This is a genomic window from Plantactinospora sonchi, from assembly GCF_036422035.1.
Taxonomy (GTDB): domain Bacteria; phylum Actinomycetota; class Actinomycetes; order Mycobacteriales; family Micromonosporaceae; genus Plantactinospora; species Plantactinospora sonchi.
On record NZ_JAZGQK010000027.1, the window covers coordinates 18824 to 45448 of the forward strand.

The 26625-nt window shown below is 70.1% G+C and carries 17 protein-coding genes; 8 read left to right on the forward strand and 9 right to left on the reverse strand.

What is annotated here, in order from left to right; all coding sequences use genetic code 11:
* Positions 1-486: 486 nt before the first annotated feature.
* Complete coding sequence (locus V1633_RS27975; protein WP_331217263.1) at positions 487-1677, forward strand: amidohydrolase family protein; 1191 nt, start codon at positions 487-489, stop codon at positions 1675-1677.
* 216 nt (positions 1678-1893) lie between these two features.
* Here V1633_RS27975 and V1633_RS27980 read toward each other — a convergent pair whose 3' ends face one another.
* The gene (locus V1633_RS27980) at positions 1894-2529 is read right to left on the reverse strand and encodes a response regulator transcription factor (RefSeq protein ID WP_331217264.1); all 636 of its coding nucleotides are present in this window, start codon (positions 2527-2529) and stop codon (positions 1894-1896) included.
* Entirely contained in the window at positions 2526-3506 is a 981-nt protein-coding gene (locus V1633_RS27985; RefSeq protein ID WP_331217265.1) for a sensor histidine kinase, read from the reverse strand. The genes V1633_RS27980 and V1633_RS27985 overlap by 4 nt, the downstream gene beginning before the upstream one ends.
* Positions 3507-3663: 157 nt before the next feature.
* Between V1633_RS27985 and V1633_RS27990 the strand changes: the two genes are divergently transcribed.
* From V1633_RS27990 to V1633_RS28005, 4 genes are all read left to right on the forward strand, one after another.
* Positions 3664-4179, forward strand: coding sequence for a hypothetical protein (locus tag V1633_RS27990; protein ID WP_331217266.1), 516 nt, complete (start codon positions 3664-3666; stop codon positions 4177-4179).
* Positions 4169-5299 carry an NYN domain-containing protein gene (locus V1633_RS27995; protein WP_331217267.1) on the forward strand — a complete coding sequence of 377 codons (1131 nt, stop codon included), beginning with the start codon at positions 4169-4171 and terminating at the stop codon, positions 5297-5299. Before V1633_RS27990 ends, V1633_RS27995 begins: the two co-directional genes overlap by 11 nt.
* 564 nt (positions 5300-5863) lie before the next feature.
* Positions 5864-7294: an extracellular solute-binding protein gene (locus V1633_RS28000; protein WP_331217365.1), complete on the forward strand. Its 1431-nt coding sequence runs from the start codon at positions 5864-5866 to the stop codon at positions 7292-7294.
* 26 nt (positions 7295-7320) lie between these two features.
* On the forward strand, positions 7321-9291 hold the full coding sequence (locus V1633_RS28005; RefSeq protein ID WP_331217268.1) for an ABC transporter permease: 1971 nt from the start codon (positions 7321-7323) through the stop codon (positions 9289-9291).
* A 121-nt stretch (positions 9292-9412) separates the two neighbouring features.
* Here V1633_RS28005 and V1633_RS28010 read toward each other — a convergent pair whose 3' ends face one another.
* Positions 9413-10858, reverse strand: a complete 1446-nt coding sequence (locus V1633_RS28010; RefSeq protein WP_456238648.1) for an endo-1,4-beta-xylanase — start codon at positions 10856-10858, stop codon at positions 9413-9415.
* A gap of 501 nt (positions 10859-11359) precedes the next feature.
* Here V1633_RS28010 and V1633_RS28015 point away from each other — a divergent pair.
* The gene (locus V1633_RS28015; protein ID WP_331217270.1) at positions 11360-12865 is read left to right on the forward strand and encodes an SMI1/KNR4 family protein; all 1506 of its coding nucleotides are present in this window, start codon (positions 11360-11362) and stop codon (positions 12863-12865) included.
* Between the two features lie 85 nt (positions 12866-12950).
* The gene (locus V1633_RS28020; protein WP_331217271.1) at positions 12951-13850 is read left to right on the forward strand and encodes a hypothetical protein; all 900 of its coding nucleotides are present in this window, start codon (positions 12951-12953) and stop codon (positions 13848-13850) included.
* Positions 13851-14020: 170 nt separating this feature from the next.
* Here the strand turns inward: V1633_RS28020 and V1633_RS28025 are convergent, their stop codons facing one another.
* From V1633_RS28025 to V1633_RS28050, 6 genes are all read right to left on the reverse strand, one after another.
* Complete coding sequence (locus tag V1633_RS28025) at positions 14021-14905, reverse strand: hypothetical protein (RefSeq protein ID WP_331217272.1); 885 nt, start codon at positions 14903-14905, stop codon at positions 14021-14023.
* A 246-nt stretch (positions 14906-15151) separates the two neighbouring features.
* The gene (locus V1633_RS28030; protein ID WP_331217366.1) at positions 15152-17017 is read right to left on the reverse strand and encodes a tetratricopeptide repeat protein; all 1866 of its coding nucleotides are present in this window, start codon (positions 17015-17017) and stop codon (positions 15152-15154) included.
* The gene (locus V1633_RS28035) at positions 16990-17916 is read right to left on the reverse strand and encodes an AfsR/SARP family transcriptional regulator (protein WP_331217367.1); all 927 of its coding nucleotides are present in this window, start codon (positions 17914-17916) and stop codon (positions 16990-16992) included. The genes V1633_RS28030 and V1633_RS28035 overlap by 28 nt, the downstream gene beginning before the upstream one ends.
* Positions 17917-17964: 48 nt before the next feature.
* Entirely contained in the window at positions 17965-20904 is a 2940-nt protein-coding gene (locus V1633_RS28040; protein ID WP_331217273.1) for an AfsR/SARP family transcriptional regulator, read from the reverse strand.
* Between the two features lie 148 nt (positions 20905-21052).
* Entirely contained in the window at positions 21053-22915 is a 1863-nt protein-coding gene (locus tag V1633_RS28045; RefSeq protein WP_331217274.1) for a bifunctional metallophosphatase/5'-nucleotidase, read from the reverse strand.
* Positions 22916-23622: 707 nt separating this feature from the next.
* Positions 23623-24489, reverse strand: coding sequence for an alpha/beta fold hydrolase (locus V1633_RS28050; protein ID WP_331217275.1), 867 nt, complete (start codon positions 24487-24489; stop codon positions 23623-23625).
* Positions 24490-25284: 795 nt separating this feature from the next.
* Between V1633_RS28050 and V1633_RS28055 the strand changes: the two genes are divergently transcribed.
* The gene (locus tag V1633_RS28055; protein ID WP_331217276.1) at positions 25285-26559 is read left to right on the forward strand and encodes an ABC transporter substrate-binding protein; all 1275 of its coding nucleotides are present in this window, start codon (positions 25285-25287) and stop codon (positions 26557-26559) included.
* Positions 26560-26625: the final 66 nt, after the last annotated feature.

The following is a 26625-nucleotide window of genomic DNA, read 5'->3' on the forward strand; positions in this document are numbered from 1 at the left end:
CCTGAGAACGGCCGACGAGGGCCGGCGACGGACCCGTCCCGAGTTCCGCCACCGGTGCTGGCCCGGCTGTCACGATCGGACACTCGCGCTCCAGGTGGAGAAGGCCGCCGTCGGTCACACCAGGGTCACCGACGACCGAGTCCACGTCCGCGCGCCTCGTCTCCGATCGGCCCGGCGCCAGCGGCCGGTCGCGTTCCGCGACGACGTCCCCGGCGGAGTCGACGAGCGGACTCGTCGCACCGGCCAGGTGCGGCGAGCGGGGCCGGTCGACGGGTAGCGCGGCTGAGCGGCGTCTCAGCTTCTCTCAGCGTTGTCAAAGGCGGGGCCGGGAGACTGCCGCCGTGGTGATGTTGTCATGAACGCCGATGTCCCTGGCCGGCCCGCAGGTGTCGTCACCGAACCGGCGAGCAGGTCCCGGCACTTCGCGGCGGCGTGGCAGAGCGCTGGAAGTCCGGCCACCACGGTGCGACTCAACGGGGAGGTTCGGTGACGAAACATGCTGTCCGGGCGGCGCGGATGTTCGACGGCGAGCGGTTCGTGGACGGTGGCGTGCTGGTCCTGCTGGACGGCGGGCGCATCGCCGACGTACACCGGGGCTGGGCCGAGGCGCCGGCGGGCTGGCCGGTGCGTGAGGAGCCGGACGGCACCCTGCTGCCCGGCCTGGTCGACGCGCACGTGCACCTGTGCGCCGACGCCGGGCCCGACGCGCTCGGCCGGCTCGCCGAGCTTCCCGAGACGGACCTCGACCCGGTCGTCGAGGCGTCACTGCGCGCGCACCTGGCGGCCGGTGTCACCACCGTCCGGGACCTGGGCGACCGACGCGGCGCGGTGCTCCGGTGGCGGGACCGGAAGGTGCGCGACGACCTGCCAACGGTGCTGGGGGCGGGCGCGCCGGTCACCAGCGTCGGTGGGCACTGCTGGTCGCTGGGGGGCGAGGCGAGCGGTGTCGACGGGATCCGTGAGGCCGTGCGCCAGCGGGCGGCGGCCGGTGCCGACCTGGTGAAGGTCATGGCCAGCGGCGGGGTCTTCACTCCCGGCACCGACACCACCCGACCGCAGTTCACCGACCAGGAGCTGACCGCCGCGCTGACCCGGGCGCACGAACTGGGCCTGCCGGTGACCGCGCACGCACACGCGCTCAGCGCGGTCGAGCAGGCGCTGCGCGTCGGCGTCGACGGCATCGAGCACTGCACGTGCGTGACCGCGACCGGCGCCCACGTCCCCGACGAACTCGCGGACCGCCTGGCCGCGTCCGGGGTGGCGGTCTGTGTCACGCTCGGCACCGACCCGGCCGTGGTCACGCCGCCGGAGGTGGTGGCGATGGCGGCGCGGGCCGGGCTCAGCGAGGCCACGATGCGCGAGGGCCTCGCCACCCTGCACCGGGCCGGGGTCCGCCTGGTGGCCGGTTCGGACGCGGGCCTCGGCCCCGCAAAGCCGCACGGGATCCTGCCGGAGACGCTCATCGAGTACGTCGCGTGCGGCATTCCCGCCACCGCCGCTCTCGCCACGGCCACCTCCGTCGGCGCCGAGGTGTGTGGCCTGGGGCGGTGCAAGGGCCGCGTCCGCCCCGGATTCGAGGCCGACCTGCTGGTCGTGGACGGCGACCCGACGAGGGACATCACGGTACTGCGCCGCCCGCTCGCGGTGTACCGTGCCGGCGACCCGGTGAGCAGATGACCGGTCCACGGGGCGGTGCTCCGGGTCACCGGGGAACGGACCCGCCGTAGCGGTCCGGGCGCAGGATGGCGTCGCTGGCGGGGAACCGCGCGATCAGGTACGCAGAGCCGAACGCGCGGTGGGTCGGCCCTCGACGGCCCGGTCGCGACGGCACGTCGACGAGACCCCACCCCGCGCGCTCTCCGCCGAAGGCGCGACGGCGACGACCTGTCCGGCCTACGGGTCGGCCAGACCGGCCCGCCACGCCCAGGCGGCCATGCCCACCCGGTTGGTCAGCCCCAGCTTCGCCTGGATGTTCGCCACGTGGGTCTTGGCGGTGCCGGCGGAGATGAACAGCTCCGCGCCGATCTGCGCGTTGGTCAGACCCTGAGCGACCAGCCGCACGATATCGGTCTCGCGGCTTGTCAGGGGGTTGGGCACCGGGGGCCGGTCACCCTTGGTCACCGCGCGCAGCAGCCGGACGGTGACCTGCGGACTGATCAGCGCGTCGCCGGCCATCGCGGCACGGACCCCCTCGACGAGAAGCGCCGGCCCGGACCGCTTGAGCAGGAAACCGCAAGCGCCGTTGCGCAGCGCGGCGTCCACGTACTCGTCGAGGTCGAAGGTGGTGACCACGACCACCCGCTGGCCTGCTTCGCTGAGCAGCCGGGTCAGTTCCAGCCCGTCGATGCCGGGCATCCGGATGTCGGTGAGCACGACGTCGGGTCGCAGCCTGCGGGCCAGGGCGAGGGCCGTGGTTCCGTCGGTGGCCTCGCCGACCACCGTGATGTCGGGCTGGGAGTCCAGGACGAGGCGGAAGCCGCTGCGTACGTCCGGCTGATCGTCGGCGAGCAGGACCCGGGTGCTGTTCATGCCGCGACCGCCGGGATGACGGCGACGACTTCCCAGCCACCCTCACACGGCCCGGCCGACAGGGTGCCGCCAGCCGCGGCGACCTGCTCCCGTAGGCCGGACAGGCCCCACCCACCGTGCCTGTCGCGTCCCTGCTGGGGCGGCGGCCCCGCCGTGTCGTTGCGGACCCGTACCTCGACACCGGAGGCGTCGCCGGTGACGGAGACGTCGACCCGGGTCGCTGTCGACGCGTGCCGCCGGACGTTGGTCAGGGCTTCGACCACGATCCGGTACGCCACCATGGCGCTGTCGCGTGGCACCTCGGCTGTCCGGGAATTCTGCACGAGTCGCGCATCGAGGTGACCGGCGGCGCGGAACCGGTCGACGAGCCCCGGCAGGTCATCCAGCGTGGGCAGCGGCCGTACCGTGACGCCGTCCGGTTCGTGCAGCATGCCGACCATCCGGTCCATCGTGGCCAAGGCGGCCAGACCGGCGGCCTCGATACGCGCCAGTGCCGGACCGGCCGCCTCGGGCCGGCTGTCGGCGACGAAGCGGGCCGCCTGGGCCTGCGCCACGATCCCGCTGACGTCATGGGCGACAAAATCGTGCAGGTCACGCGCCACCTGCAAACGTTGGGCCTGTCGGGCCTGCTCGACGGCCACGGCCCGCTGGTGCACCATCAGCCGGGGGTAGCCGCCGACGACGACCGCGACAACGGCGGGCAGCGTCCAGACCGCCGCCGCGGCGAGCCGTGGCGCGGTGGCCATCCCGTCGGTGAACGACCAGAGCACCAGCGCCATCGTGGCCCCGGCGAGCCCGGCAGCAGGGGCGAGGTGTTGGTGCGGCCCCCACCGGACCGCGACGGCCGCCAGCGCGGCGAGCACGGCCATCAGCAGCGGGAAGAGGTACGGCGGGCTGCCGAGGTCGACCACGAACGTCACACACAGTACGGAACCGCTGGCCGCCATGCTGATCCAGCCGAGGTACCGACGCGTCATCGTTCGATCGTAGGTGGGCCTCGCCGTATGCCGATCGGCATAGGACAGCGCGGCCGGCGTGCTCGCCTCGCCACATCGGCAGATGGTGGCGTACACCCGGCACGGCCGAGGCTGGAGAGGCAGCGGCGGGCGACGCCGCGCGATCACGAGGAGTGACATGTCTCCATGGGTGAGGGTGGCGGCCATCGCCGCCGTGGGTGTCCTGACGACGCCGTCCGTCGCGCAGGCAGCGCCGGCCGATCACGCGAAATTGGCCGGCCTCGGGCAGGTGGTGCTCAGTGAGCCGGGTGCACTCGGGCATCCGGTGTGGTTCGGAGTGGCGGCCTCGGCTGCGGTGGACGGGGAGTCGCGCGGCCGTTTCTGGTTCCGGCACCTGCTTCCGGACGGCTCGCTGCTGGGGCAGGGCTGGGCCGACGTGACCTGCCTGCGGGTCACGGGAAATGTCGCGTTGTTCACCGCGGTCGTGCCCGAGGGGGTGGGACCGATGAAGAACCACGCGTTCTACATGAAGGTCCTCGACGGTGGTGGTGCGCGGCCGGACCAGGTGGCGTTCATCCAGGCCCGGGGCGGGCCGGACCGGCCGCCGACGAGGTGTCTCGACTTCGACGTGGAGTATCCGGGTCAGCCCCGCCACCAGGTTCGCACCGGGGGGTTCGTCGTCCATGGTGACTGAGCGGATCTCCCCGGCGCCGGTCACGGCGCGCACCGTGTGGTGGCGGCGCTGGCCGGCCTGGTCGGGGTACGTGGCGGCCGGCTGGTCGTTGATGTACGCCATGCTCGGGTTGTACTGGACGGCCGGCGGCGACGGCTTCCCGTTCGCGCCGATCGACGACGACCGCAGCTCAAGTTCGATTCTGGAGGGCAGCCCGGTCGAGGTCACCGCACCGCTCATGGCGGTGCTCGGCCTGCTCGGCACGGTTGTCGCGCTGGCGATGGCCCGAGGCGTGGGCTCCCGCCGCCAGTCGGCGGCGATGGTCGCCTTCGGCTGGATCGTGGCGGTCGGCCTGACCCTGATCATCCCGGACTACACCCTGATCGCCCTTGTGGCGTTCGGCCCGCTGCTGGTGGTGTTCGCCTTCACCGGCGTGCCCGGCCCGCAGGACGGCGTCGGTGACATCCTGTACTGGCACCGCACGAACCTGATCATCCTGTTCGTGGGCGGGCTGTTGTGGGCCGCGGCCACGCTCGCCTACCAGCGGCGGAGGCGTGCGGCATGTCAGCACTGCGGGCGTCGGCACGGACCGGCCGGCGACGGCCCGTCCCGGCAGACGCTGCTGCGGTGGGGGCGCTGGGCGGTCGCGGTCGCCTGCCTGGCGCCACTGCCCTACGAGATCACCAGAGTGGCCTGGTACCTCGGCCACCCGCTCGGCATCAGCCGGGACTTTCTGACGATGATGCAGGACACCGACGGCATGCTCGAGGTCGGGCTGGGCTGCGCCGTCGCGTCGGCGCTCGGTGGCGTACTCACCCACGGTCTGGTCGCCCGGTGGGGCGAGGTCTACCCACGGTGGATCTGGTTCAAGGCGGGGAAACGGGTACCGCCGGCACTCGCCACCGTTCCGGCATCCCTCGTCGCCGTCATCCTCATCCCGGCCGGGCTGATGATGCTCTGGGACCCCGCGATCGGTGACGGGTGGGGTCTGCGTCTGCCCAGCGTGGCCTGGGTGCTCTGGGGCGCCGCTCTCGGTACGGCCGCCGTCGCCTACCACCTGCGCCGGCGCGACGCCTGTCGGCACTGCGGACAGGGGACGAGCGCAGTGCCGACAGCTAGCGAGCTTCAACTGTCACGTTGATCGACGGGTCCGCGGCGGGGCGCCGTGACCGCTGTCGAGCGCGTTCCACCGGGCCGCCCGCTGTCGAGTACGTCTGTGCCCTCGACGGTCGTCGTTGAACGTCTTCGGATCGCGAGGGCCAGGCGGTCGGCAGAGCGACATCGCGAGCACCCTATCGGTGGACCTCGACGCCACAACGAAGAGTGACATCGTCGATGCCGAATGGTGTGGACCCGAGGGCCGTGCCCGATGTCGGTTGTGGGGTTTGACGGCTACCAATGGCTCTGCCGTCCACACTTTGCTTCATCCCTCTAGGCGCAACCTTTTGGAATATGTAAGGTGAGCCCACTGCCGGGCAGGCCGACGTTCCGGGCCGGCGGTGCGTATGTCTCGGGGGCAAGTCGGGGGGAAGGCCGGCCGCGCACCGGGGCGATTTTCCGATGACTGTGCGGCAGAGGCGGGCTGCGACCACCCCGTTCGGGCGATCTGTCCTCGTGTGCGGTTCGCAGGTGGCGACAAGGGAGGCGGCAGGCCTTCCGGCCCCCTCCGGCGTGCGGCGGTGAGGGGAGAGGAAGGCGAGTGGCCATGGAGGACAACCCGTTGTGGTCCCGGCGCGGCTTTCTGGGAATGGGGGTGGGGGTGCTCGGCGCGGCCGGTCTGGCCGCGTGCGGGGGCGGCTCGGAGTCGCCGCCGAGGGCGCAGGCGGAGGTACCGAAGGAGCTGCTCGACGCCGCGGCGTCGTTGAAGGGCTCGTCGATGGGGATGCTGTCGCAGAAGCTGTATTCGGCGGCGGCGAACGAGGTGCTCGACGGTTCGATCAAGAAATTCGCCGACAGCACCGGCACGAAGATCGAGAACAGTCTGGTCCAGGCCGACGCCGGTGACGTGGTGGCCAAGATCCACGCAGAGGTCGAGGGCGGCGTGGCGCGTGACCTGGCGTTCATGACCGACTCTCGGTTCGTCGCGCAGTTCCAGGCGCTGGGCGACCTGGAGGACGTGACGGACGTCGTCGAGGCGCTGACAGCCAGGTACGGCGAGCCCTGCGCGGAGGCCAAGCACTTCTGCGTCTTCGACGGCAAGTGGTTCGCGATCCCGTACCACTTCATCGGGATCGGGTCTTTCCTGCGCAAGGACTGGATGCAGGACAAGGGCATCACCCCCAAGGACGTCTACAGCTGGGAGGAGCTGCGGGACCTGTGCCTGGCGATCTCGGATCCGACCAAGCGCCGGTTCGGCTGGGGCATGACCGTCAACCGGTCCGGTGACGGCAACGGCATGATCGAGGCACTGATCAACTCGTACGGCGGGGCGATCGCCTCCAACGACGGCCGGAAGGTCACGTTCAACTCGCCCGAGACGGTGCAGGCGGTGACCTTCCTGGCAGACATCTACACCAACCCCAGGTACACGCCGATGCTGCCACCCGGGGTGGCCAGCTGGACCGACACCAGCAACAACGAGAACTGGCTCGCCGGGGTCACCGGCTACACCCGCAACCAGTTCAGCGTCTACGCGGACTCCAAGACCAAGAAGAACCCGGTGTACGGCAACACCCACGTCTTCTCCGACTGCATCGGGCCGGCGACCGACAAACCCCTGCTGTTCGGCCAGTCCCAGGGCTTCGTCGTCTTCAAGGGCGCCAAGAACCCCGCGCTCGCCAAGCTCCTGGCGCAGTATCTGGTCAGTGGGCCGGCGCTGGTCGGGGTGGCCAAGGAGGCGCCCGGCCTGGCGATGCCGGCCTGGGAGAAGGTCTGGGACGCCGACCCGTTCTTCACCGGCGGCGACCCGGCTTTCGCCATGCTGCGCACCATGTCCCAGCAGCCGCTGCCGCTGTCCACCAGGAACGGCCTGGCCTTTCCGCAGAAGGCCAGCGCCGGCCAGCAGGCCGTCGTCGCGGCCTACGTCCTCACCGACATGATGCAGGAGGTCATCCAGGGAACGGCGCCCGCGCAGGCAGTGGCGGCCGCGCACGCGAAGATGGTGCAGATCTTCACGCAGCAGGGGCTGCCGCAGTGAGGTCGGTTCGTTCATCGCCGGCCCCGGTGCCGAGGGCATCCTCGCCGCCGGGGTCCGGCTCCCTCACCACCGTCCAGCGGCGGCTGGGTCGTGACTGGCGGCTGGCGGCGCTGTTCCTGACGCCCACGGCCGTGCTGGTCGGGGCGCTCGTGCTGGTGCCGATCGCCCAGTCGGTCGCCACCAGCACCACGGAACGGCACGGCGCGGACAGCGTGTTCGTCGGCCTGGGCAACTACCTCGCCCTCGTCGGTGACGAGCAGTTCCACACGGGAGTGGTGAACTCGTTCGTCTTCACCGCGTACGCCGAGGTGTTCAAGGTGGTGCTGGGGCTGGCCGCGGCGCTGCTGCTGCACCACATGCGTCGTGGGCGGGCCCTGCTGACCGGGCTGCTCCTGGTGCCGTGGGTGGTGCCGACGGTGGTGACGGCGTTCAGCTGGCGCTCCCTGCTCGACCCGATCTTCGGCAGCGTCAACACGCTGCTCACCGCCTCCGGGATCGGGCCGCTGCTGGCCTCCGCACATCTGGTCGACAGCTGGCCGGCGGGCTGGCTGTCCGACGCCTCGCTGGCCATGCCGTCCGTGATCCTGGTCAACGTCTGGAAGGGCGTGCCGTTCTTCACCGTCTGTTTCCTCGCGGGGTTGAAGGCGATCCCCGCGGAGGAGTACGAGGCGGCGACCATCGACGGCGCCTCGGCGTGGCAGCGGTTCGTGCACGTGACGCTGCCCGGACTGCGCCACGTGATCACTGTGACGGTGACCCTGTCGTCGATCTGGACGTTCAACAACTTCGACCTCATCTGGTTGCTGACCCAGGGCGGCCCGGGCGACGTGACCGCGCCGTACGTGCTCGTCGCCTACTCCAAGGCGATCCAGCAGTTGCAGTACGGGGCGGGGGCGGCGGTCACCCTCGTCATGATGCCGATCATCGGTGGGCTGGTGTTCATCCTGGTCCGGTTGTTGCGCCAGGACACCGGTACCAAGCCACTGCGGCACAGCCGGACGGTACGGAAGGCGCTGCCGTGGGTCGTCACCGCGGCGGTCACCGGTCTGCTGCTCTGGGCGTCGCCGCAGATCTTCTGGAAGGCGGCGGTGGTCCTCGGGGTGATCCTGCTGATCGCGGCGGCGGTCGGTCGGGTGGCCTCGGCGTTCCAGACCCGGGGAGGTCGCCGTGCGTCGTCCCTCGTGTCGGGCCTGGGCTCCGGTGTCGCGCTGGCCGGCCTGCTCGCCTTCGTGCTCGGCCCGATGTACTGGATCGCCGTCACCGCCTTCAAGTCCGAGGGCCAGGTCGTCATGCGTGGGAACGACCTGTGGCCGACGCCGTGGACCCTGGAGCAGTTCAGCGCCCTGTTCAGCAACCAGCCGTTCGGGCGCTGGTATCTCAACACGGTACTGGTGTCCGCGGCGTCGACCGTGGTGGCGCTGGTCTGCGCCGTCCTGGCCGGCTACGCGCTGGCCCGGCTGCGGTTCCGCGGGGCGCAGGGTTTCACCGTCACGGTGCTGATCACCTACGTGATGCCGGGCGCACTGCTGTTCATCCCGCTGTACCAGCTGCTCATCGGGGTGCGGCTGACCGACTCGTTGTGGTCTCTGGTGTTGACGTACCCGACCTTCACGCTTCCGTTCGCCACCTGGCTGCTGACCGGGTACTTCTCGTCGATCCCGGTCGAGCTGGAGGAGGCCGCGCTGGTCGACGGCTGCACCCGCGTCCAGGCGTTCCGCCGGGTGGTGCTGCCCCTCGCCAAGCCGGGGCTGCTGGCGGTCGCGCTGTTCACCCTGACCAACGCCTGGAACGAGTTCCTCTTCGCCTTCGTGTTCATCACGAAGGACGAGTACAAGACGCTCCCGGTGGGGATGCAGTCGATGATCACCGGGGACGTCGTACCGCAGGGGCAGCTCGCCGCCGCGTCGCTGCTCGTCAGCATCCCCGTGGTGATCATGTACGCCTTCGGGCAGCGCTTCCTGACCGAGGGGCTCACCGCCGGAGCGGTGAAGGGCTGACCGGTGATTCCAGCACGCCGTCGAACGACATGAATGACGCCGGTGGTGGGGGAGAACCCGGCCATCACCGTCTCGGCTGTCCTGGGCGGGCGCGAGCCGCCCGCCCAGGACAGGTGGTGCTTCAGGAGGCGGTGCACACCGGCGTCAGGCCGGTGGCGGTGCCGGAGCCCTGGAAGCCGAACTCGGTGTACTGGCCGGCGTTCACCGAGCCGTTGTAGTTGACGTTGCTGAACTGCACCGTGCCACTGCTGCCGCTGCGGTTGGCGTTCCAGGTGTTGGTCACCGTGGCCCCGGACGGCAGGGTGAGTTGGACGCTCCACCCGGTGATCGGCGAGGTGCCGGCGGTGACCCGTACGGTGGCGACGAAGCCACCGGTCCACGAGTTCAGCGAGACCGTGGCGGAGCAGCCGGTTGTCGGGTTCGGTGGCGTGGTCGGCGGGGCGGACGTCACCGGCGGGGTCGTCGGCGGCGGAGTGGTCGGGTCGACCGGTGGTGTGGTCGGCGGGACGGACGGCGTCACCGGCGGGGTGGTCGGCGGGGTGGAGTTGCGGCCCTTGTTCAGCTCATCGAGGACCGCGTGGTAGGCGGCCTTCTTCTGGTAGCTCCCGTTGCCGCCGGTGAACAGCAGGCCCCGCTCGGAGGAGCGCCACGACTCGCTGTCGGAGATGCCCCACACGGTGATGCCGGTGCACTTCGCGACGTTCAGGCAGGCCCGGACGACCTTGCGGTAGTTCTCCGCCTGGCCCGCGCCGATGTCGTTGTTGCTCAGGTCGTCGTCGATGTCCACCTCGGAGAGGTGCACCTCGACCCCGAGGTCGGCGAAGCGCTGGATGTTGGCCTGCAGGTCGCTGGTGATGATGCTGTTCGGGTTGTCGTTGAAGTGCGCCTGGAACCCGACGCAGTCGATGTACTGCCGGTAGTTGCGGACGATGTCGTACAGTGCGTTGGCCTTGCGGTTCTGGGTGCCGCCCTGCACCGTCAGGCCCTCGACGTCGTAGTCGTTGATGCAGAGCTTGGTGGTCAGCCCGCCGGCCTGCACGACCTGCTTGGCGCGGATGAACGAGTCCCGGATGACGTCGGTGTCGCCGGCGTCGAAGAAGTCACCGTCGCCGTTCGCGTCCCGGTTCATGGTGTGCGGCCACTGGTTCCGGCGTCGGCCGGTGTTGTTGTCCTCCAGCGCCTCGTTGACGACGTCCCAGTACGCGATCCTGCTGCCCCAGCGGTTTATGGCGTTGCCGATGAAGGTGTTCAGCGTCGCCTGGCTGGCTCCCTGCAGCGCGCCGGCCTGCGAGTGCCACACCAACGTGTGGCCACGGACCAGCATGTTGTTGCTCTGGGCGTGGTTGACCAGGGTGTCCGCGCCGCTGGTGTTCTGCAGGCCGCCGCTCGACGTGGCGATCCTGTCCGGCTTCATGTCGTTCTCGGGAGTCAGCTGGTTGAATTCCTGACCGACGACCGGGTACAGCCGGTTGGGTGAGGCGGCGACGCCGAAGAACAGCCCGGCGTTGGCGGCCGCGGCCCGCAACGTGGTCTCGGCCGCGGCGGCCGGGTCGATGGACTGGACCATCACAGTGCCGCCCACCAGCAACAACACCGCTGTCGGCAAGGCTGTTCTCGCAATTTTTCTACGCTGTCTCAGGCTGCCGTTCACGCGTCCTCCTCGATGCACGACGCCGGTGATCGATGTCCATGTATGCGGCTGGAAAGGTCAGTATCGATACCGGCTGGCCACAGTGTCAACAACTTCCGGAAATATTCCGGAAACGCCCCAAAGAGGTTGAGGGCCGACGAAAGCATGTTTGTGCAGGTAGGCGAAGGGTCCGGTCGGGTCGTCGGACTTGGGCGAGAGAACGACGCGCGATCGCGTCCATTGTCGACGCCACAGGTACCGGAACATCGGCGACCAGGAGTACGTGGGCCACAGCGGGCAACACCGACGTCCAGTTCCACGGGGCGCGCTGGTTGAGGAACTGTTTGAGCCACCGTCGCGTACCGGTCGCCAGCCGGGGCCGAACGGCTCGGGAGAGCGCGCCAATCCTCTCGGAGGGGCGACGGTACGGTGTCGGTCATGATTGCTTCCGCGGACGACACCGCGCCCGGCGACGCCGGCTCGGAGGCCCTGCGCGACGCCGCCCGGCTCCTGTTCGACCACGGTCCGGCCGGCTGGCGCACCGCCACGTTGTCGGTCGACCTGGTCGCCCGGGGTCACGGCGGCGAGGGGGTGCGGTACCGCACCGCGGACGGCTCCGGAGTCCACGTTCCCGAGATGGACCATGCCGGGATCGCCTCCCCGATGATCGAGTTGTTCGGCCGGCTCGCGGAGGGCACCACGTTCCGGCAGGCCGCGGTGCACCTGACGGTCGACGCTGACGGCGAGTTCGACGCGGTCGCCCGGTTCGGTCTGCGCGGGTCGGGTGTCGGTAACTCGTACACCGTCGTGCTCCGCACCGACCTGCCGTCGGAAACGCTCGATCCCGAGCCCGTCGTCCTGGACCCGACGTACGCCGGTGATCCCGACCGTGCGGTCGCGTTGCTGCTGGACCAGGCCGACGGAGACCTGCCTCCCGGTGCGGCCGAGGATCAGATCGCGGCCGTGGAGGCGAAGCTGGGCCACCGGTTGCCGCCGGACCTGCGGGCTCTGTACGCGCTCGCCGACGGGGGCGGCACCATCGACGGCTGGAACCGGTACTCCCTCGCCGAACTCACCGACATGTACGAGATCACCTCGGCCCCGGCCGAGAGCTCCTGGCCCGGCGTGTGGAACCGGGTCATTCTCGACGCCGACCCGGCCGACACGATCCGCCGGGCGAGCGGCCACCCCGGATGGATTCCGATCGCCGATGACTCCGGCGGCAACTTCCTCGTGGTCGACCTCGCGCCGGCCCGTCACGGCCGGCCGGGCCAGGTCATCAACGTCGGCGTCGACTGGAGCACCCGACCCGGGTACGTGGCCGAGTCGGTCACCGCGGTGCTGGCCGGCGGGCCGCGTCCGGTCGTCAGCCGGTCCGACCTCCGGTTGGAGAGGCGCGGCGGCGAGATCGACCTCGAGCCGCTGCGGCAGCTGCCGGAGGTACAGGAACTGCGGCTGTACTACGGCACCGTGGACACCGCGGAGCTCGCCGGGCTGCACCGGCTGCGTTCGCTGTCGATGACCGCCAAGGCGGACCTCACACCGCTGCGGGAGCTTCCGGTGGAACACCTTCACGTGAACCCGGAGTCGGACCTGACCCCACTGGCCGGCCACCCGACCCTGCGCTCGCTGGGCCTGACCCAGGGTGCCGCGCCGTGCGACCTGACGCCGCTGCGGACCGTCGCGAACCTGCACGGCCTGTCCCTTGCCAGAGCCGACGTGGCCGACCTGGCCGTCCTGGCCGACCTGCCGTCGCTGGTGTACCTGGAGCTGTCGTTCGACCAGTGGCGGCAGCTACGACCGCTGCTGGACGTCACCGGACTGCACGCGGCGACCCTCAGCGGCAACCCGACCCACCGGCAGGCCATCGAATGGCGGTCCTTCTTCGACGCCGGGCCGGCGGAAACGGCCCACCGCACCAGGTCCGCCCGCGGCCGCCTGTGACCGCGTCCCCGGGCGGCGTCCCCGGACCACTTCCGGGGACGCCGACGTCGGTCGCAACCCACGATGGAAAGGTGTCATTGCTCCGGTGACCGCCATGCAGGACGTGACCGACGCCAAGCTGAACGACTGGCGCGAGCGCCTCGAGCCGATGCTCGCGGGACTCCAGGATTTTGTCGTCGGACCCGACAAGCCCCTCGATCATTCCGTCGAGTCGCTGCGCAACCTCGAACACGCCCTGCTCGCCGAGACACCGGCCGGGCGACCGCCGCGCGAGGGACTGGCCGAAGCGGTCGGCGGCTACCTCGGGGAGGTACTGCTCACCGTCGGCGGAGGCGCCTGGACCTGGGACCCGGACTCCGACCTCCCCGTCACCGGCCTCGGCGTCGGCGAAACGGCCGAGCCGATGCGGCTCGTCCTTGACGCCCTTGTACAACGGACCGGGACGGTGTGGCCGGCCGAGTACGAACGTGTCCGGGCGCTGGCGACCGCCCGCCGGTACGAGGATCCCTCGTGGGAACCGCGTCGCACCGATCGGCCGGCGCTGGGCACTGAGACCTCGGACGCCGCCTCGACCGATCCATGGCTCGTACAGTGGCTGACCACCCGTGAACGGATGTTCCCCGAGTGGTCCGCCGCCACCGGCCGGCCCGACGAACTGGACTTCAGTCCGGAGTCGTTGCTGACACTGGAGCAGGTCGTACGACGCCAGATCCCGACCAGGGACGCTTTGCGCGATCCGGTGAACGACGACTTCGTCCAGGGGGCGATCTGGTACGTCGGCGAGATCGCCCGGCGCCACCGCCGCGCGCGCTGGCGTTACAACCCCGACCCCACCGGCACCAGCAGAAACCCTTACGTGGGCCGGCCATTCGTCGAACAGGACGACGACGGGAACGACGCGATACCGTTGCTCGAGCTGGAGGCCGTTGTCATGTCCGACGAGCCCGGTGTGCTCCTGGACCGGTTCGAGGTGTTCGACGAGTAGCAGGGTCGGAACCGGACCAGGCGAACCACCATCACCGCGTGGTCTCCGGTCGGAGTCGGGGACGGTGGCTGGGTGCACGGCCGTGCCGACGACCCCGGACAGGGATCGTCGGCACCACGCCTCGGACAAGTCCACGCGGCGGCGACCCCGGACGAACCCGGGGTGTCCCGCTACTGGCCGTAGGCCCTTGCGGTCCACCCGAGCGCACCGAGGGAGCCGCCCTTGATGTCTGTGCCGACCCCGTCCGTCTTGTTGGCGTCGAAGTGCACGGAGGCCGTGCCGTCGGCTTTGATCGCGAGCAGCGGCCGACCGTTGGGGTGCGCGTCACAGTACCCGGTGCTGAGGCTGGTGAAGGCCGCCCAGCCGCTCGCCCGCAACACCGTCGAGGTGATCGTCGTCGGGGTGGCCCGGTTGATTCGCCACTCCTTGAGTTCCCCGTTGGCCTTGGTACCGATCAGCACGTCCACGGCGGCGCTGCCGGTACCTTCGGTGCGCTCGTAGGTCAGCGTGTTGACCCCGTCCCAGCCTGAGCTGGTCAGCCTCACCGGCGACGACAGCGTGAACACGTCGTCCACGTAGGTTTCCGTGTAGCGGTAGAGGGAGCTGCCGGCCACGCGGTAGAGGTACGGCGACGCCGACGCGAGGATGCGGGTGTCGGCGAACCCGGATGCGAGGATGCCGGCGCTCGACTCCATGATTCTCCACTCGCCGTCGACGAGTTCGCCCTGACGGCGCACGATGTAGAGCCGACCGTTGGTCGGATGGGCGGCGTACTCGGTGCTGCGGAAGATGGTGTCGTCACCGGCGCCGCCGATCTGCTGGTGCGCCGAGGGCACCCAGCCGAGAATGTCGTTGGCGTAGGCCCTGGTACTGGTCGTCCTGTCGGAGTAGACGTAGCTGAGGCGCTGCCCGTCGAATCGGTACGCCGCCGTGGAGACCCCGCAGTCCGCGGGAACGTCGCTGAGCGCCGCGGTCGCCGGCCCGGCGGGCATGACAACTCCCGCCAAGGCGAGACCGGTCAGCGCCGTAGCGGCGGCCACGATGGATTTACGCATGAGTACAGGTCCTCCAGATTCGAGTAGCTGAGCGTTCCGTCGTCCGCGCTCTGCGCCGCGTCGCGCATCCCGGGTATGGAGTGCTCGCCGATGGGGCAGTACGGACGGTAGAACCGTACGGCGGGGTGCGTACATCCCCGGTACAACTGGCGTACAGGGCGACCGCCCACCATTCGCTCTTCCCAGGTGGGGTGCACCTCGACCAGCAGCCCTCCGCCGCCCCTCCGGCGTCGGCTGACCGGAGGATCAACCCAGGCGGTCAAGACGGCGGCGGGTCTCCTCCGCCGCCGGATCGCCCAGATCGTCGTAGATCCGCGCCGCTCGCCGCCATGCGGCCGCCGCCCCGGGAAGGTCGGCAATCGCTTCCCGCGTGTCGCCGAGCCGAATGAGGGTCTCGGCCTCGTGGTACCGGTCCGCGGAGTCGCGGAAGAGCTGAATCGCCTGTTCGTAGCAGCCCAGTGCCCGATCGTGTTCGCCGAGGTGGTGGTACGCGAAGCCGAGACTGTCCAGCGTCGCCGCCTGGCCGTTACGGTCGCCGCTGCGTTGTTGCTGGGCGAGAGCCTCCGTGCAGCTCGCGATGGCCTGGGCGTAGTCGCCCGCGCTGGCGTGCAACCAGCCGATCGCGTTCAGCGTCCGTGCCTCCCCGGCTCCGTTGCCGGACAGCCGGTAGAGCCGCAGCGCCTCGCGGCCGTGCGCGAGTGCCTCGTCCAGCCGGCCGCACAGGTAGCAGAGCTCGCAGTAGTTGTGCAGGGTCTGTGCCTGGCCGGTCGGATCGCCGAGGCGTTCGTGTAGTTCGAGTGCGCGCCTCAGCCGGTACTCGGCGGTGTCGTGTTGGCCGAGCCGAGTGAACGCACGGGCCAGCAGTCGGTTGGTCGCGGCCTGCCCGGCGATGTCGTCGATCTTCTCGGCGGCCGCGAGCGCGACCTGCTGGCTGGCGAGTTGCTCCTGCCAGAGACCGCGCGGTGCGAGGAACGTGTTCAGCGTCCAGGCGATCTGCCAGGCGTACGCCTCGAATCCCGTCTCGGCGGCCTGGACGACCAGACGGAGCAGCACGTGCTGCTCCGCCGCGAACCAGGCGAGTGCGGTGTCGTGGTCGGTCACGGGTCGGCCCGCGTGCGTCGACAGTGGAGGCACCGGGTCGATCGGCGCCCACTGCGGCTGGAGCAGCAGGGCGGCCGGATAGGCGTTGTGCAGGTAGTGGTCGTACAACCGGTGCCGGGTGGCCACCTGCTCGTCGGTGTGCTCCGACGATTCCGCCAGTTCGCCCGCGTAACCCCGCAGGAGATCGTGGAAGGCGTACCGGCCCGGTACGTGTTCGGTCAACAGGTGGAGCCGGGTCAGTTCACGCAGCGCCGGTACGACCGCCGGTACGGACACTCCGGCGAGCGCCGCGGCCGTGTCGGCCGTCAGATCCGGGCCCGGATGCAGTCCCAGCAGTCTGAACAGTCGTGCCGAGTCCCGGCTCAGCGCCAGGTATGACCACGAGAAGACGCGCCGGGCATCCCCGTTCGCCAGGGCGTCGAGTCTCGCCTCGGCCGCGTGCAGTTCGGCGGCGAAGGCGTCGAGTGGGAACGAGGGGTGCGTGGCGATGCGGGCGGCCACCATCGACAGGGCGAGTGGAAGTCGGCCGGTGGCGGCGATGATGCCGGCGGCAGCGGCGGGCTCGGCGACGAGTCGGTTGGCGCCGAGCCGGCTGGCCAACAGGTTCATCGACTCCTCGGGGGTGAGCACGTCCAGCGTCAGCGGTACGGCGCACTCCGCGGCGACCAGGCCGCTGAGCTGGTCGCGGCTGGTGACCACGACGACACATCTGCCGGTGCCCGGCAACAGCGGACGTACCTGGGCGGAGTCGCGTGCGTTGTCGAGCACCACGAGCATCCGGCGGGAGGCCAGCAGCCCGCGGTAGAGGCCGCTCCGTGCCTCCATGCTGGCCGGGATCCGGTCGTGGGGCACGCCGAGTGCCTCGAGGAAGCCGAGCAGGGCATCGGCCGGGGACACCACGTCGGCGTCGTCGTATCCGCGAAGGTTCGCGTAGAGCTGGCCGTCGGAAAAGTGTCCGGCGACCCGGTGTGCCCAGTGCAGGGTCAGGGCGGTCTTACCGACGCCGGCCATACCGGACAACGCGGCGATGGCCACCGTCGTCGGTTCCTGGGCCTGGCTGTCGAGGAGTGTGTCAAGGGTGGCGAGTTCAGCGCTGCGGCCCACGAATCCGGACACCGCGAGCGGCAGTTGCGCGGGATGTCCACTGAGTGGATCCGGCAATGCGTCGTCGGGCGGTGGTGCAGGATGTCGTTGTGCAGCCGGGTCAGCTGTGGCGTCGGGTCCAGACCGGCCCGCTCCGCCAGTACCTGCCGCGCCTGCCGGAACGCGTCGAGCGCGGCGGCCACGTCGCCGATGCGGTACAGACCGAGCATCAGCTGACCCCACGCCCGCTGCCGCAGCGGATGCCGATCGAGCAGGGCCCGAAGCCGCTGGACCACCTCGGCCGACGAGCCGAGCGCCAACATCGCCTCGGCCAGGTCCTCCTCGGCGACCATCCGCCGTTCCTCCAGTTGCCGGACCCGTCGGGCCAGCAGTGGACGTGGCGGCAGATCGGCAAGCGCCGCGCCGCGCCACATGGCGACGGCGGTGGTGAGCTCGTTCTCGGCCCGGACCGCGTCTCCGGCGGCGAGCGCGTCCCTGCCGCGGGCCGCAGCCGCGTCGAATCGGTCCAGATCCCGCTCGTCGGGACCCACCCGGAGCCGGTAGCCACCGGCCGAGGCGGCGATCCCCGCCCACGACTCGCCGCCCCCCAGCGACCGCCGCAACCCCCGCACGTAGGTACGCAGGTTGGCCGCCGCTGACGGAGGAGACTCGTCGGCCCACAACACCGCGGCCAGCTCCTCCGTACCGACGACCTCATTCGGCCGCATCAGCAGGGCCGCCAACAGCAGACGCTGCTTCACCGAGCCGAGCGAAACCGGTCGGCCCTCGCGCCAGACCACCAGCGGACCAAGAAGGTCGAAGCGCATAAGCACCCGTCCATTTGTACCGGACAGGCGCCGCACCCGGCACGGGCGTCAGGTTGGGCGCACCGGCAGGTCCGCCACCCTGGACAGCCTCGCGCGGAGCTTGCCGGCGTCCGGGTGGCTGGTGAGCTCGAAGATCTCCAACGCCTGTCGCCAGGCGGCGTGGGCGTCCGCATGCCTCCCGCCGCTCTGGTAGGCGTCGCCCAGCCGGAACAGTGTCTCGGCTTCGTAGAAACGGCTGTCGGCCCGGCGGGACAGCCGGAGTGCCTGCTCGTAGCAGTGAATTGCTCGTGCCGCGTCGCCCAGATGGTGATGGATGTAGCCGAGGCTGTCCCAGGTGTTCGCCTCGCCGAGGATGATGCGCAGCTCCTGGTAGAGCCGAAGCGCTTGCTCGCACAGGGGGAGGGCACGGGTGTGGTCACCGAGCAGGGCGTGGCACCAGCCTGCCGCGTTCAGGGCACGGGCCGTACCAGCCTGGTGCGTCTCGGCCACGAACTGGTCGAGCGCACTGTGGGCGTGCTCCAGCGCCGCGGGTATCCGGCCGCTGCGCTCGAGGGTGTGGCTGAGCGCGAGGTGTGCGTATGCCAGGGCGGTCGCGTTGCCGACCGTGCGGTAGAGGTCGAGCGCCTTTCGGAGATGGACGTCCGCGTCGTCGTACCGGCCGAGCTTGCTGTGGGCGCGACCCAGGCCCAGGTGTGCCGCCGCCTGGCCGGCGAGATCCCCCAGAGAGAGAGTTGTCCGCAGGGCGGACCTCCGGATGGTGACCCAGTCCAGGAGTCGCCCGGACATGTGCAGGTAGGACTCGAGGGTCGAGGTCAGTGGCGCGACGAGTTCCGGCATTCCCAGATCGGCGGCGCGTTCGTTCGCGGCGAGCAGGGCCTGATGTTCGGTCTTGAACCACGCGACGGCCCGTTCGTGGTCGGGGCTCGCGACGGTGGTGACTCCGGGAACCGGCGGTTCCAGTTGATGATCGAGCTGTGGTGCGATCTGCCGGTCCGCAGAACGGGACGAGTGGAGGTAGTGGTCGAACAACCGACGTAGGGCGGCCGCACGTTCGTCCTCGGTCTCCGTCTGCGTCACGAGTTCGGCCGCGTACGCGCGCATGAGGTCGTGCAGCGTGTAGCGGCCGGGACGGTGCTCGTCAATGAGATTGGCGCTGGTGAGTTCGGCCAGGGCGCGCCGTGCCTCGCCGGCCGGCAGGCCGACCAGACTGGCCGCCGCCTCGACGCTGACCTCGGCGCCGACGTGCAGGCCCAGCATACGGAACAGCCGCGCGACCGGCCCCGGTTGCGCCTGATAGGACCAGGAGAGGACCGCCCGGACATCTCTGCTCCCGTTGTCGCCGGTGACCATGTCCAGGACCGTCCGGGAATCGCGCAGTTCCGCAGCCAGCTGAGCAAGGGGCAACCGTGGCGCGGTGACGGCCCGGGCCGCGACGATCGCGAGGGCCAGCGGCAGCCTGCCGCACCTCTCGACCACCTCGTCGACCGCATCCGGCTCGGAATCCGTGCGTGCGTTTCCCAGCCGATGTGCGAGGAGGGCTCGTGCCTCGGCACGGGATGGCACGGTCATCGGCAGAGGGTGGGCGCCCTCGACCGCGACCAGCCCCGACAGCTGGTTGCGGCTCGTGATCACGACAACGCCGCCCGACGTGCCCGGCAACAGTGGTCGGACCTGCTCCGCGTGGAGCGCGTTGTCGAGCACGACCAGCACCCGCCGGCTGGCGAGCAGACTGCGGTAGAGGCCCACCTGTGCGTCGAGGCTGATCGGAATGCGGGTGGACGGGATGCCGAATGCCTCGAGGAAACCACGAATCGCCTCGTTCGGGCTCGTCACCGAACGGCTCGGACCGAAGCCACGGAGATTGACGTAGAGCTGGCCATCGACGAAGCGGTCCGCGACGGCGTTGGCCCAGTGCAACGCCAGTGCCGTCTTGCCCACCCCACCCGGGCCCGTGATCACCGATATGACGACCCCTGCCCGCTCCGGGTCGTCCGCCAGCTCGGACAGTTGGCGCAGCTGGGCGGTGCGTCCGACAAATTCCGCGGTCTCGGGCGGGAGTTGCCGGGGGACGAGGACGCCCGGACGGCTGCCCTCACCAGGCCCGGACATCGCCGTCATGCCGGTCCTGGCGTGGGGGACCGCCAGCTCCGACCCGCTGGCCGTGCCGTCCCCACCGGCGGCGGGCGGTGTCGGTCCTGGCAGCCCGGCGGTGGACGGGGCTTGCCGCGGCTGGGGGATTTCGCCGTGGCGCAGGATCTCGGTGTGGATCTGGCGGAGCCTCGGCGCCGGATCCAGGCCGGTCTCCTCGGCCAGCACCCGACGGGCCTGCTGAAACGCCTCGATCGCGCCCGCCACGTCGCCGGCGTGGTACAGGGCCATCATCAACTGACCCCAGGCCCGTTGCCGGAGCGGATGCCGGTCCAGCAGAGCCCGCAGACGGGGGAGCGCCGTGTCCAGGGCACCGGTGGCCAGCAACGCGTCGGCGTAGTCCTCCTCGGCGAGCGCTCGCCGCTCCTCCAACTGACCGGCCAGGTGGGCCAACGGTCCCGGCAGCGGAAGGTCGGCCAGCAGTGTCCCCCGCCAGGTACCGACGGCCGTTGCGAGTTCGACGGCCGCGCCGGTGGGGTCGTTCGCGGCGAGCGCGCGTCGGCCGCGCGACGCCGCCGCGTCGAAGCGGTCCAGGTCCCGCTCCCCGGGCTCGACCCGCAGAAGGTATCCGCCCGTCACGGCGGGCAGCCGCGACGGGCCGTCGTCGTCGTTCAGGCACCGACGCAGGCCCAGTACATAGGCGCGCAGGTTGGCGGCCGCCGACGCCGGTGGTGTGTCGGCCCAGAGTACGGAGAACAGTTCGTCGACACCGACGATCTCGTTCGGGCGCAGCAGCAGGGCGGCGAGCAGCAGACGTTGCTTGACCGGGCCCAACGGGACGGCGTGACCGTCGTCGCGAGCCACCATCAGCGGGCCCAGCAGGTCGTAGCGAAGAGTCACGAGCAGCCTTCGGGGTCCGGCCGTACCTGTGCGGTACGGGACATACCGTACCCCGTGCCGCCGCCGACGGGCTCCGCTCCATGCCGGGTCGGGCCGGGTGCGGACGGTGCCTGGCCGCCCGCACCCGGACCGGTGTCGCCGACCCGCGTCAGCGGGACAGTGCCGGGGTCGCCCGGTCCAGCGCGGGTAGGCGGACCGGGGACATCCTCTCCAGGTAGCGCCACAGGGCGTCACCGCCGTTGTACAGGCTGCGGTCCTGCTTGCGCGCCTCAAACAGCGCGGTGAAGCCGGGCGTGGCGTTCTTGGCGAAGAAGTTGTTCGCCAGGGTCGCGATCCGGTACGTCGACCCGAGCCTCAGCGGCTTCCCGCCGATCCGCACGCTGCCGGGGTCGACCCGGTCGCCGACCGGCCTGGAGAGGTCGTAGCGGTACCGGACGTTGTCCGACACCGCCATCTGCCGGTACGTCACCGTGCCGTCCGCCGCCTGCTGCCACTGACTCTCCAACAGTTGGTCGAGCTGCGCGCCGGTCACGTCGCCCCGGACCAGCCCCACCCCGATGCCGCTGTCGTAGACGGTGCCCAGCGCGAGCTCGGAGAAGAGCACCCGGCCCGGTACGTCGGCCGGGTTGGCCGGGTCGGCGGCGTAGCGGACGTCCCGGCGCAGGATGCCGGGCATCGCGACCGCCAGGTCGGCCCTGCCGTCCCGGTTCGCGGCCCAGAGGAACGCGTCGGCGGTGACGTTGTACATGGTCGACTCGGCGCTGTCGCCCGGTGCCCGGGTCAGGTCGGCGGTCACCCGCGCGACCGGCAGGTTCGACCGCTTCGCCAGTTCCGCCCGCCAGTAGTCGGCGATCCGCAGGGTCTCGGGGTCCGGGGTCACGTCCTGGGTGTTGGCGTGGTTGACCGAGGTCGTCCGGTCCCGCAGCACCTCGCCGGTACGCGGGTCGAGCTGGAGGTTGATCTCGTTGAACAGCCGGCCGTGGTTGGCCGCCTCCACCACCGGGCGCGGGTTGCCGGCCGGGTCGGGGAGCATGCAGTTCACCAGGGCGTGCCAGTGTCCGGTGACGATCGCGTCGACGTCCGGGGTGATCCGGGCGTTGGCGTCGACCATCGGGCCGAACGGGTTGACGCACTCGTCGTACCCGGCACCGGACTGCTGGGAGAAGCCCTCGTGGATGACCGCCACGATGGCCCGTACGCCCTGCCGGCGCAGCACCGCCGCGTACTTGTTGACCGTGTCGGCCTCGTCGAGGAAGTCGAAGCCCTCCGGGGTGTAGGACATCTGCTCCTCGGACATCAGCTTGGTGGTGGCGTGCACGAAGCCGACCGGCAGCCGGCCGCCGCGCCCGTCGCTGACGTACTCCACGTGGTACGGCGGCAGCTTCGGCTTGCCGCTGCGGTCGTCCACCAGGCTGCCGGAGTAGTAGTCGTAGTCCGCGCCGTGGAACCGCCGGCCGGTGGAGTCGGTGAAGCAGATGTCGTTGTCGGGCCGCCACCGGCAGGTGCCGTCGTCCATGTGCCGGAGGAACTCGTAGCCCCGGTCCATCTCGTGGTTGCCGACGGTGGAGAAGTCCAGCCCGATCGAGTTCAGGTATTCGATGGTCGGCTCGTTCCAGAACCACCCGGTCTCGTTCGGCCATCCGCTGAAGTCGTCCCCGGCGGAGAAGAGGATCGAGTTCCGCTGGCCGGCCTGGCGCTGCTTGAGGTGCGCGGTCAGGTAGGCGCCGCCGCCGACCTGCCGGGCCGGCTCGCCGGCCCGAGCTCCGGGCACGGTCGTCGTGTAGTCGCCGAAGTAGCCGTGCAGGTCCGTGATGGACAACAGTTGTACCGGGACCGGCGTACCCGGTCGGGCGCCGGCCGAACCGGCCGCGTCGTCGGCCGGTGAGGCCGAGGCGGCCGGCGAGGCCGCCCCACCAGCCAGCAGCAGGCCGGCGGCCACCGCGGCGACCAGGGCGGATCGGCCGCGCCGGAAGATCGGGCCGGGCCGGAGCAGTCGAGTGCTGTCACGCATGTGTGGGGCTCCCAAGGATGGTACGGGTCTGTTCGCCCGGACAGCCTCTGCCCATATGATCAACATTGCGTGAACTGCGGCGGTGCCCGATCTGACCACGCACTGACCACGCCAGGACGCCCCGGCCTGGCGAGGGTGTGCCGCCTCATCGTCGGCGCCGCGCTCTTCGCCGCGGCCCTGCGGATCAACGAGGGCCGGCCGGCAGGCAGTCCGCGGCGGGCAACCGATCCAACCTGGGCATGACGCTGCGGATGCTGGGGCGGATGACGGAAGCCCGGGAGCACCTGCAGGAGGCGCTGGCCTACTTCGTCTAGACCCACTCACCCACTGGCCAGCTCTGCACGCTGGACGAGTTGAGCCAGATGCACGCGAGGCTGGGCGAGCACGACGCCGCGGTGGACACGGCCCGCCGTGCGCTGGCGCTCGCCCGCTCGACCCGGGACCAAGTTGTGCCGCCACCTTGCGGTTCCCGTCGAGGTCGAGGCGGAGGTCGGTGTCCGCCCTGGTAGCGCGACGGCTTGACCAGTCGCGAAGCGGGGTAGGCGAGTCAAACAGGAGTACGGCCACGCAGTTCCTGCATGGCCGTACCCGAGGTGAACGGCGCACCAACCGGGTCTCAGGTATCGCGGTCACCGTGGCCGCGTCGGTCGCGTCGGCCGGGTCGGCCCACGCGGCCACGGTTGCGCTGTCGATGTCACGAGGTCCCGTCAGACGGTCGCCCGGGCCGCCTCCAGGATGACCTCGGTGACCTCGTCGGGATGCGAGATCAGTCCCAGGTGAGAGGCGTCGATCCGGGTGATCCTGGCCCCCGCCCGGTTCATCATCTCCTCCTGGCGGGCCGGTGGGATGACCCGGTCCTCGGTACCGATCACCGCCCATGAGGGGATCGTCTTCCACGCCGGCTCCGTGGCGGGCTCCGCCAGGGCGTTCGTGGCCAGGGCAGTCTGGGTTACGGCGAGCACCGCCGCCTGCCGCCGAGGCAGATCGTTGGCGAAGCCGGTGATGAACACCTCCGGCAGGACGTACGTGTCGACCGCGCCTTCCGGGGCACCGGGGAACGGCACGAGCCTGAAGACGCTCGTGGGGTCGGTCAAGGCCGGTTCAAGCACCGAGCCGGAGCCGGCAGTGAGTTCTTCCACGGTTTCCCCTTCGTCCGGGGCGAAGGCGTCGACGAACACGAGCGCCTTGACGTTGCTGTTGCCGGTCGCGGCGTCGCTTGCTATAAAGCCGCCGTACGAGTGGGCCGCGAGCACGATGGGACCTTCGATGGTGGACAGGAAGTCCTCCAGGTAGCCGCTGTCGATCGTCGGCCCCCGGCTGGGCTGCGGCGCAACCTGGACCTCGAAACCGCGTGCCTGTAGTCTGCTGATCTCTCCACTCCAACTCGAGCCGTCGGCCCAGGCGCCATGCACCAGAACGATGGTTGGCTTGGTGTCATGCCCCCCGTTGGGGGTTGGTCGCGGACCGGAGTCCGCCAACACGTGTGGGGTGGCCGCGCCGAGCGCCGTAATGAGCGTTGCGGCGGCGAGCGTTGCGGCGATGATCTTCGGCCGACGTAGCGAGATACCGAGCATGTGTTTCCCCTCGTTGGTCAGTGGTTTCCGAAGGCGGGCAGGTGGGCGTGGCTGCCAATGCGACCCAGCCGAAGCCGCAACCGGTCGAGAGCACCGTCGAGCGGCGCGTGGACGATGGCGGCCGGATTCCGTTGCCGCGGTGGATTGCTTGATCGCCCGAATCTCACCGTACTCACAGTCAGCGGGAATCTCGGACAGAAGAGGAAAATAGTTCAAGTTTCACCTTGCTGGAGGACACGACATCGAACGGGCTCCCCTCAGCCGAGTGGGTCAGGGCCGTGAGTGCCCGCTGCTGCGCGGGAATCCGGCTCCGTTCTGCCTGCAGCAGTGTTGCGCCGTCGCGAGCGCTCCGGAGGCCGACGTCACCGCCTGGACAGAGGCGCGTGGAATGCTGACCCCGAACCATTCGCGTGGACCAGGACGGCTGACGGAACCTCGAAACAATCGCCGCGTACTGCCCACGAATCTACGACTCGGGCACTGACCATCATCTATGTCGACGGTGTTGTCTTCCTCGCCGCCGGGGGCGTTCGTGGCCGCAGTGGGTGCCGCTGATGGGCCGACCGAGGCGGCGAGTGCGGGCATGCGGGCGGGACGGCGGTCCGCGCGTCGAGCGCGGCGACGATCTGCTGGATCGCGGGTGCCAGCAGGCGGGTTCGACATGGACGACGAGGCGGGATGCCTGCCGGACCCGGGTCGTTGACGGATTCTGAGACATTGACTAGCGTCAAACATCACACGACAGATGTCGGACGTTCATCGAGGCCGCAACGGCTCACGAGTATGGAGGGCCGCTTGAAGCGCGTCAGCATCACCACCAGCGTCTTCGTCGCAGCCGCGCTCCTGGTGGCCGGTTGTACGCCAGGAGGATCGGACGGCGACTCGGGCTCGTCCGACCCGAAGACGTTCGAGTTCTGGTCGTTCACGGGGATCAACCAGAAGGCCGACGTCGAGACCTACACCAAGGCGCACCCGGACATCAACGTCAAGCTCACCGAGGTGGGCAGCACAACCGAGACGGCCCAGGCACTCACCGCGGCACTGGCCGGTGGCAAGGTCCCCGACCTGGTGCTGATCCAGGGCGACGACCTGCCGAAGTTCATGCAGTCCCCGGAGAACTTCGTGGACCTGACCACGCTCGGTGCCGACAGGATGAAGGGCGACTACCTCGACTGGGTGATGAAGCAGTCGACGACCGGGGACGGCAGGATCGTGGGGATACCGACGGATGTCGGCGGCATGGCGGTCGCGTACCGTACCGACCTGTTCAAGGCCGCCGGTCTGCCCACCGACCGGGACGAGGTGTCCAGGCTGTGGCCGAACTGGGACGCGTTCGCGGACGTCGGTAAGAGGTACGTCCAGGCGACCGGCAAGCCGTTCCTGGACAACACGCCGACGAGTGTTTTCTTCCAGGCGGTCAACCAGGGCACGGAGCGCTACTACGACGCGGACCGCAACCTGTCGTACGACAAGAACCCACAGGTCAAGGCCGCGTTCGACCTGACGCTGAAGATTTTCGCTACGGGCATCTCCGGTAAGCAGGCTTCGTTCTCGACCGGATGGACCGCGGGCATGAGCAAGGGTGACTTCGCTGTCGTCTCCGCGCCGGCGTGGATGCTCAACAACATCCGTACCAACGCACCCGGTACCGCCGGCAAGTGGGACATCGCCACCATCCCCGGCGGCTCGGGGAACTGGGGCGGAAGCTACCTGGCCATCCCCAAGCGAGCGAAGAACCCGACGGCGGCCTGGAGCTACATCGCCGAGATGCAGTCGCCGGCCGGCCAACTGACGAACTTCCTGATGAAGGGGAATCTGCCGACGACACCGTCCGTCTACACGGATCCGCAGCTCGTGGGAAGGGCGGAGCCGTTCTTCTCGAACGCCCCGATCGGCAAGATCTACACCCAGTCCGTGGTGAACATCAAGCCGTTCTACATCGGTCCGGACGACGCCACCATCGGCAGCGAACTGCTCAACACCCTCACCAGCGTCGAGCAGGGCAAGGTCGCTCCTGACAAAGCGTGGGACACCGCGCTGACCAACGTCAAGAACGCCCTCCGCGGCTGAACAGACGACTGACGTGTGGGGGGGGGGGGGCCGCCCCCCCCCCCCCCCCCCCCACACGTCGGAGAA

Coding starts and splice junctions, on each gene's coding strand:
- V1633_RS27980 (WP_331217264.1), bottom strand. CDS start 2,529: ATGAACAGCACCCGGGTCCTGCTCGCCGACGATCAGCCGGACGTACGC.
- V1633_RS27985 (WP_331217265.1), bottom strand. CDS start 3,506: ATGACGCGTCGGTACCTCGGCTGGATCAGCATGGCGGCCAGCGGTTCC.
- V1633_RS27990 (WP_331217266.1), top strand. CDS start 3,664: ATGTCTCCATGGGTGAGGGTGGCGGCCATCGCCGCCGTGGGTGTCCTG.
- V1633_RS27995 (WP_331217267.1), top strand. CDS start 4,169: ATGGTGACTGAGCGGATCTCCCCGGCGCCGGTCACGGCGCGCACCGTG.
- V1633_RS28000 (WP_331217365.1), top strand. CDS start 5,864: ATGGAGGACAACCCGTTGTGGTCCCGGCGCGGCTTTCTGGGAATGGGG.
- V1633_RS28010 (WP_456238648.1), bottom strand. CDS start 10,858: ATGGTCCAGTCCATCGACCCGGCCGCCGCGGCCGAGACCACGTTGCGG.
- V1633_RS28015 (WP_331217270.1), top strand. CDS start 11,360: ATGATTGCTTCCGCGGACGACACCGCGCCCGGCGACGCCGGCTCGGAG.
- V1633_RS28025 (WP_331217272.1), bottom strand. CDS start 14,905: ATGCGTAAATCCATCGTGGCCGCCGCTACGGCGCTGACCGGTCTCGCC.
- V1633_RS28030 (WP_331217366.1), bottom strand. CDS start 17,017: ATGGCCGGCGTCGGTAAGACCGCCCTGACCCTGCACTGGGCACACCGG.
- V1633_RS28035 (WP_331217367.1), bottom strand. CDS start 17,916: ATGCGCTTCGACCTTCTTGGTCCGCTGGTGGTCTGGCGCGAGGGCCGA.
- V1633_RS28045 (WP_331217274.1), bottom strand. CDS start 22,915: ATGCGTGACAGCACTCGACTGCTCCGGCCCGGCCCGATCTTCCGGCGC.
- V1633_RS28050 (WP_331217275.1), bottom strand. CDS start 24,489: ATGCTCGGTATCTCGCTACGTCGGCCGAAGATCATCGCCGCAACGCTC.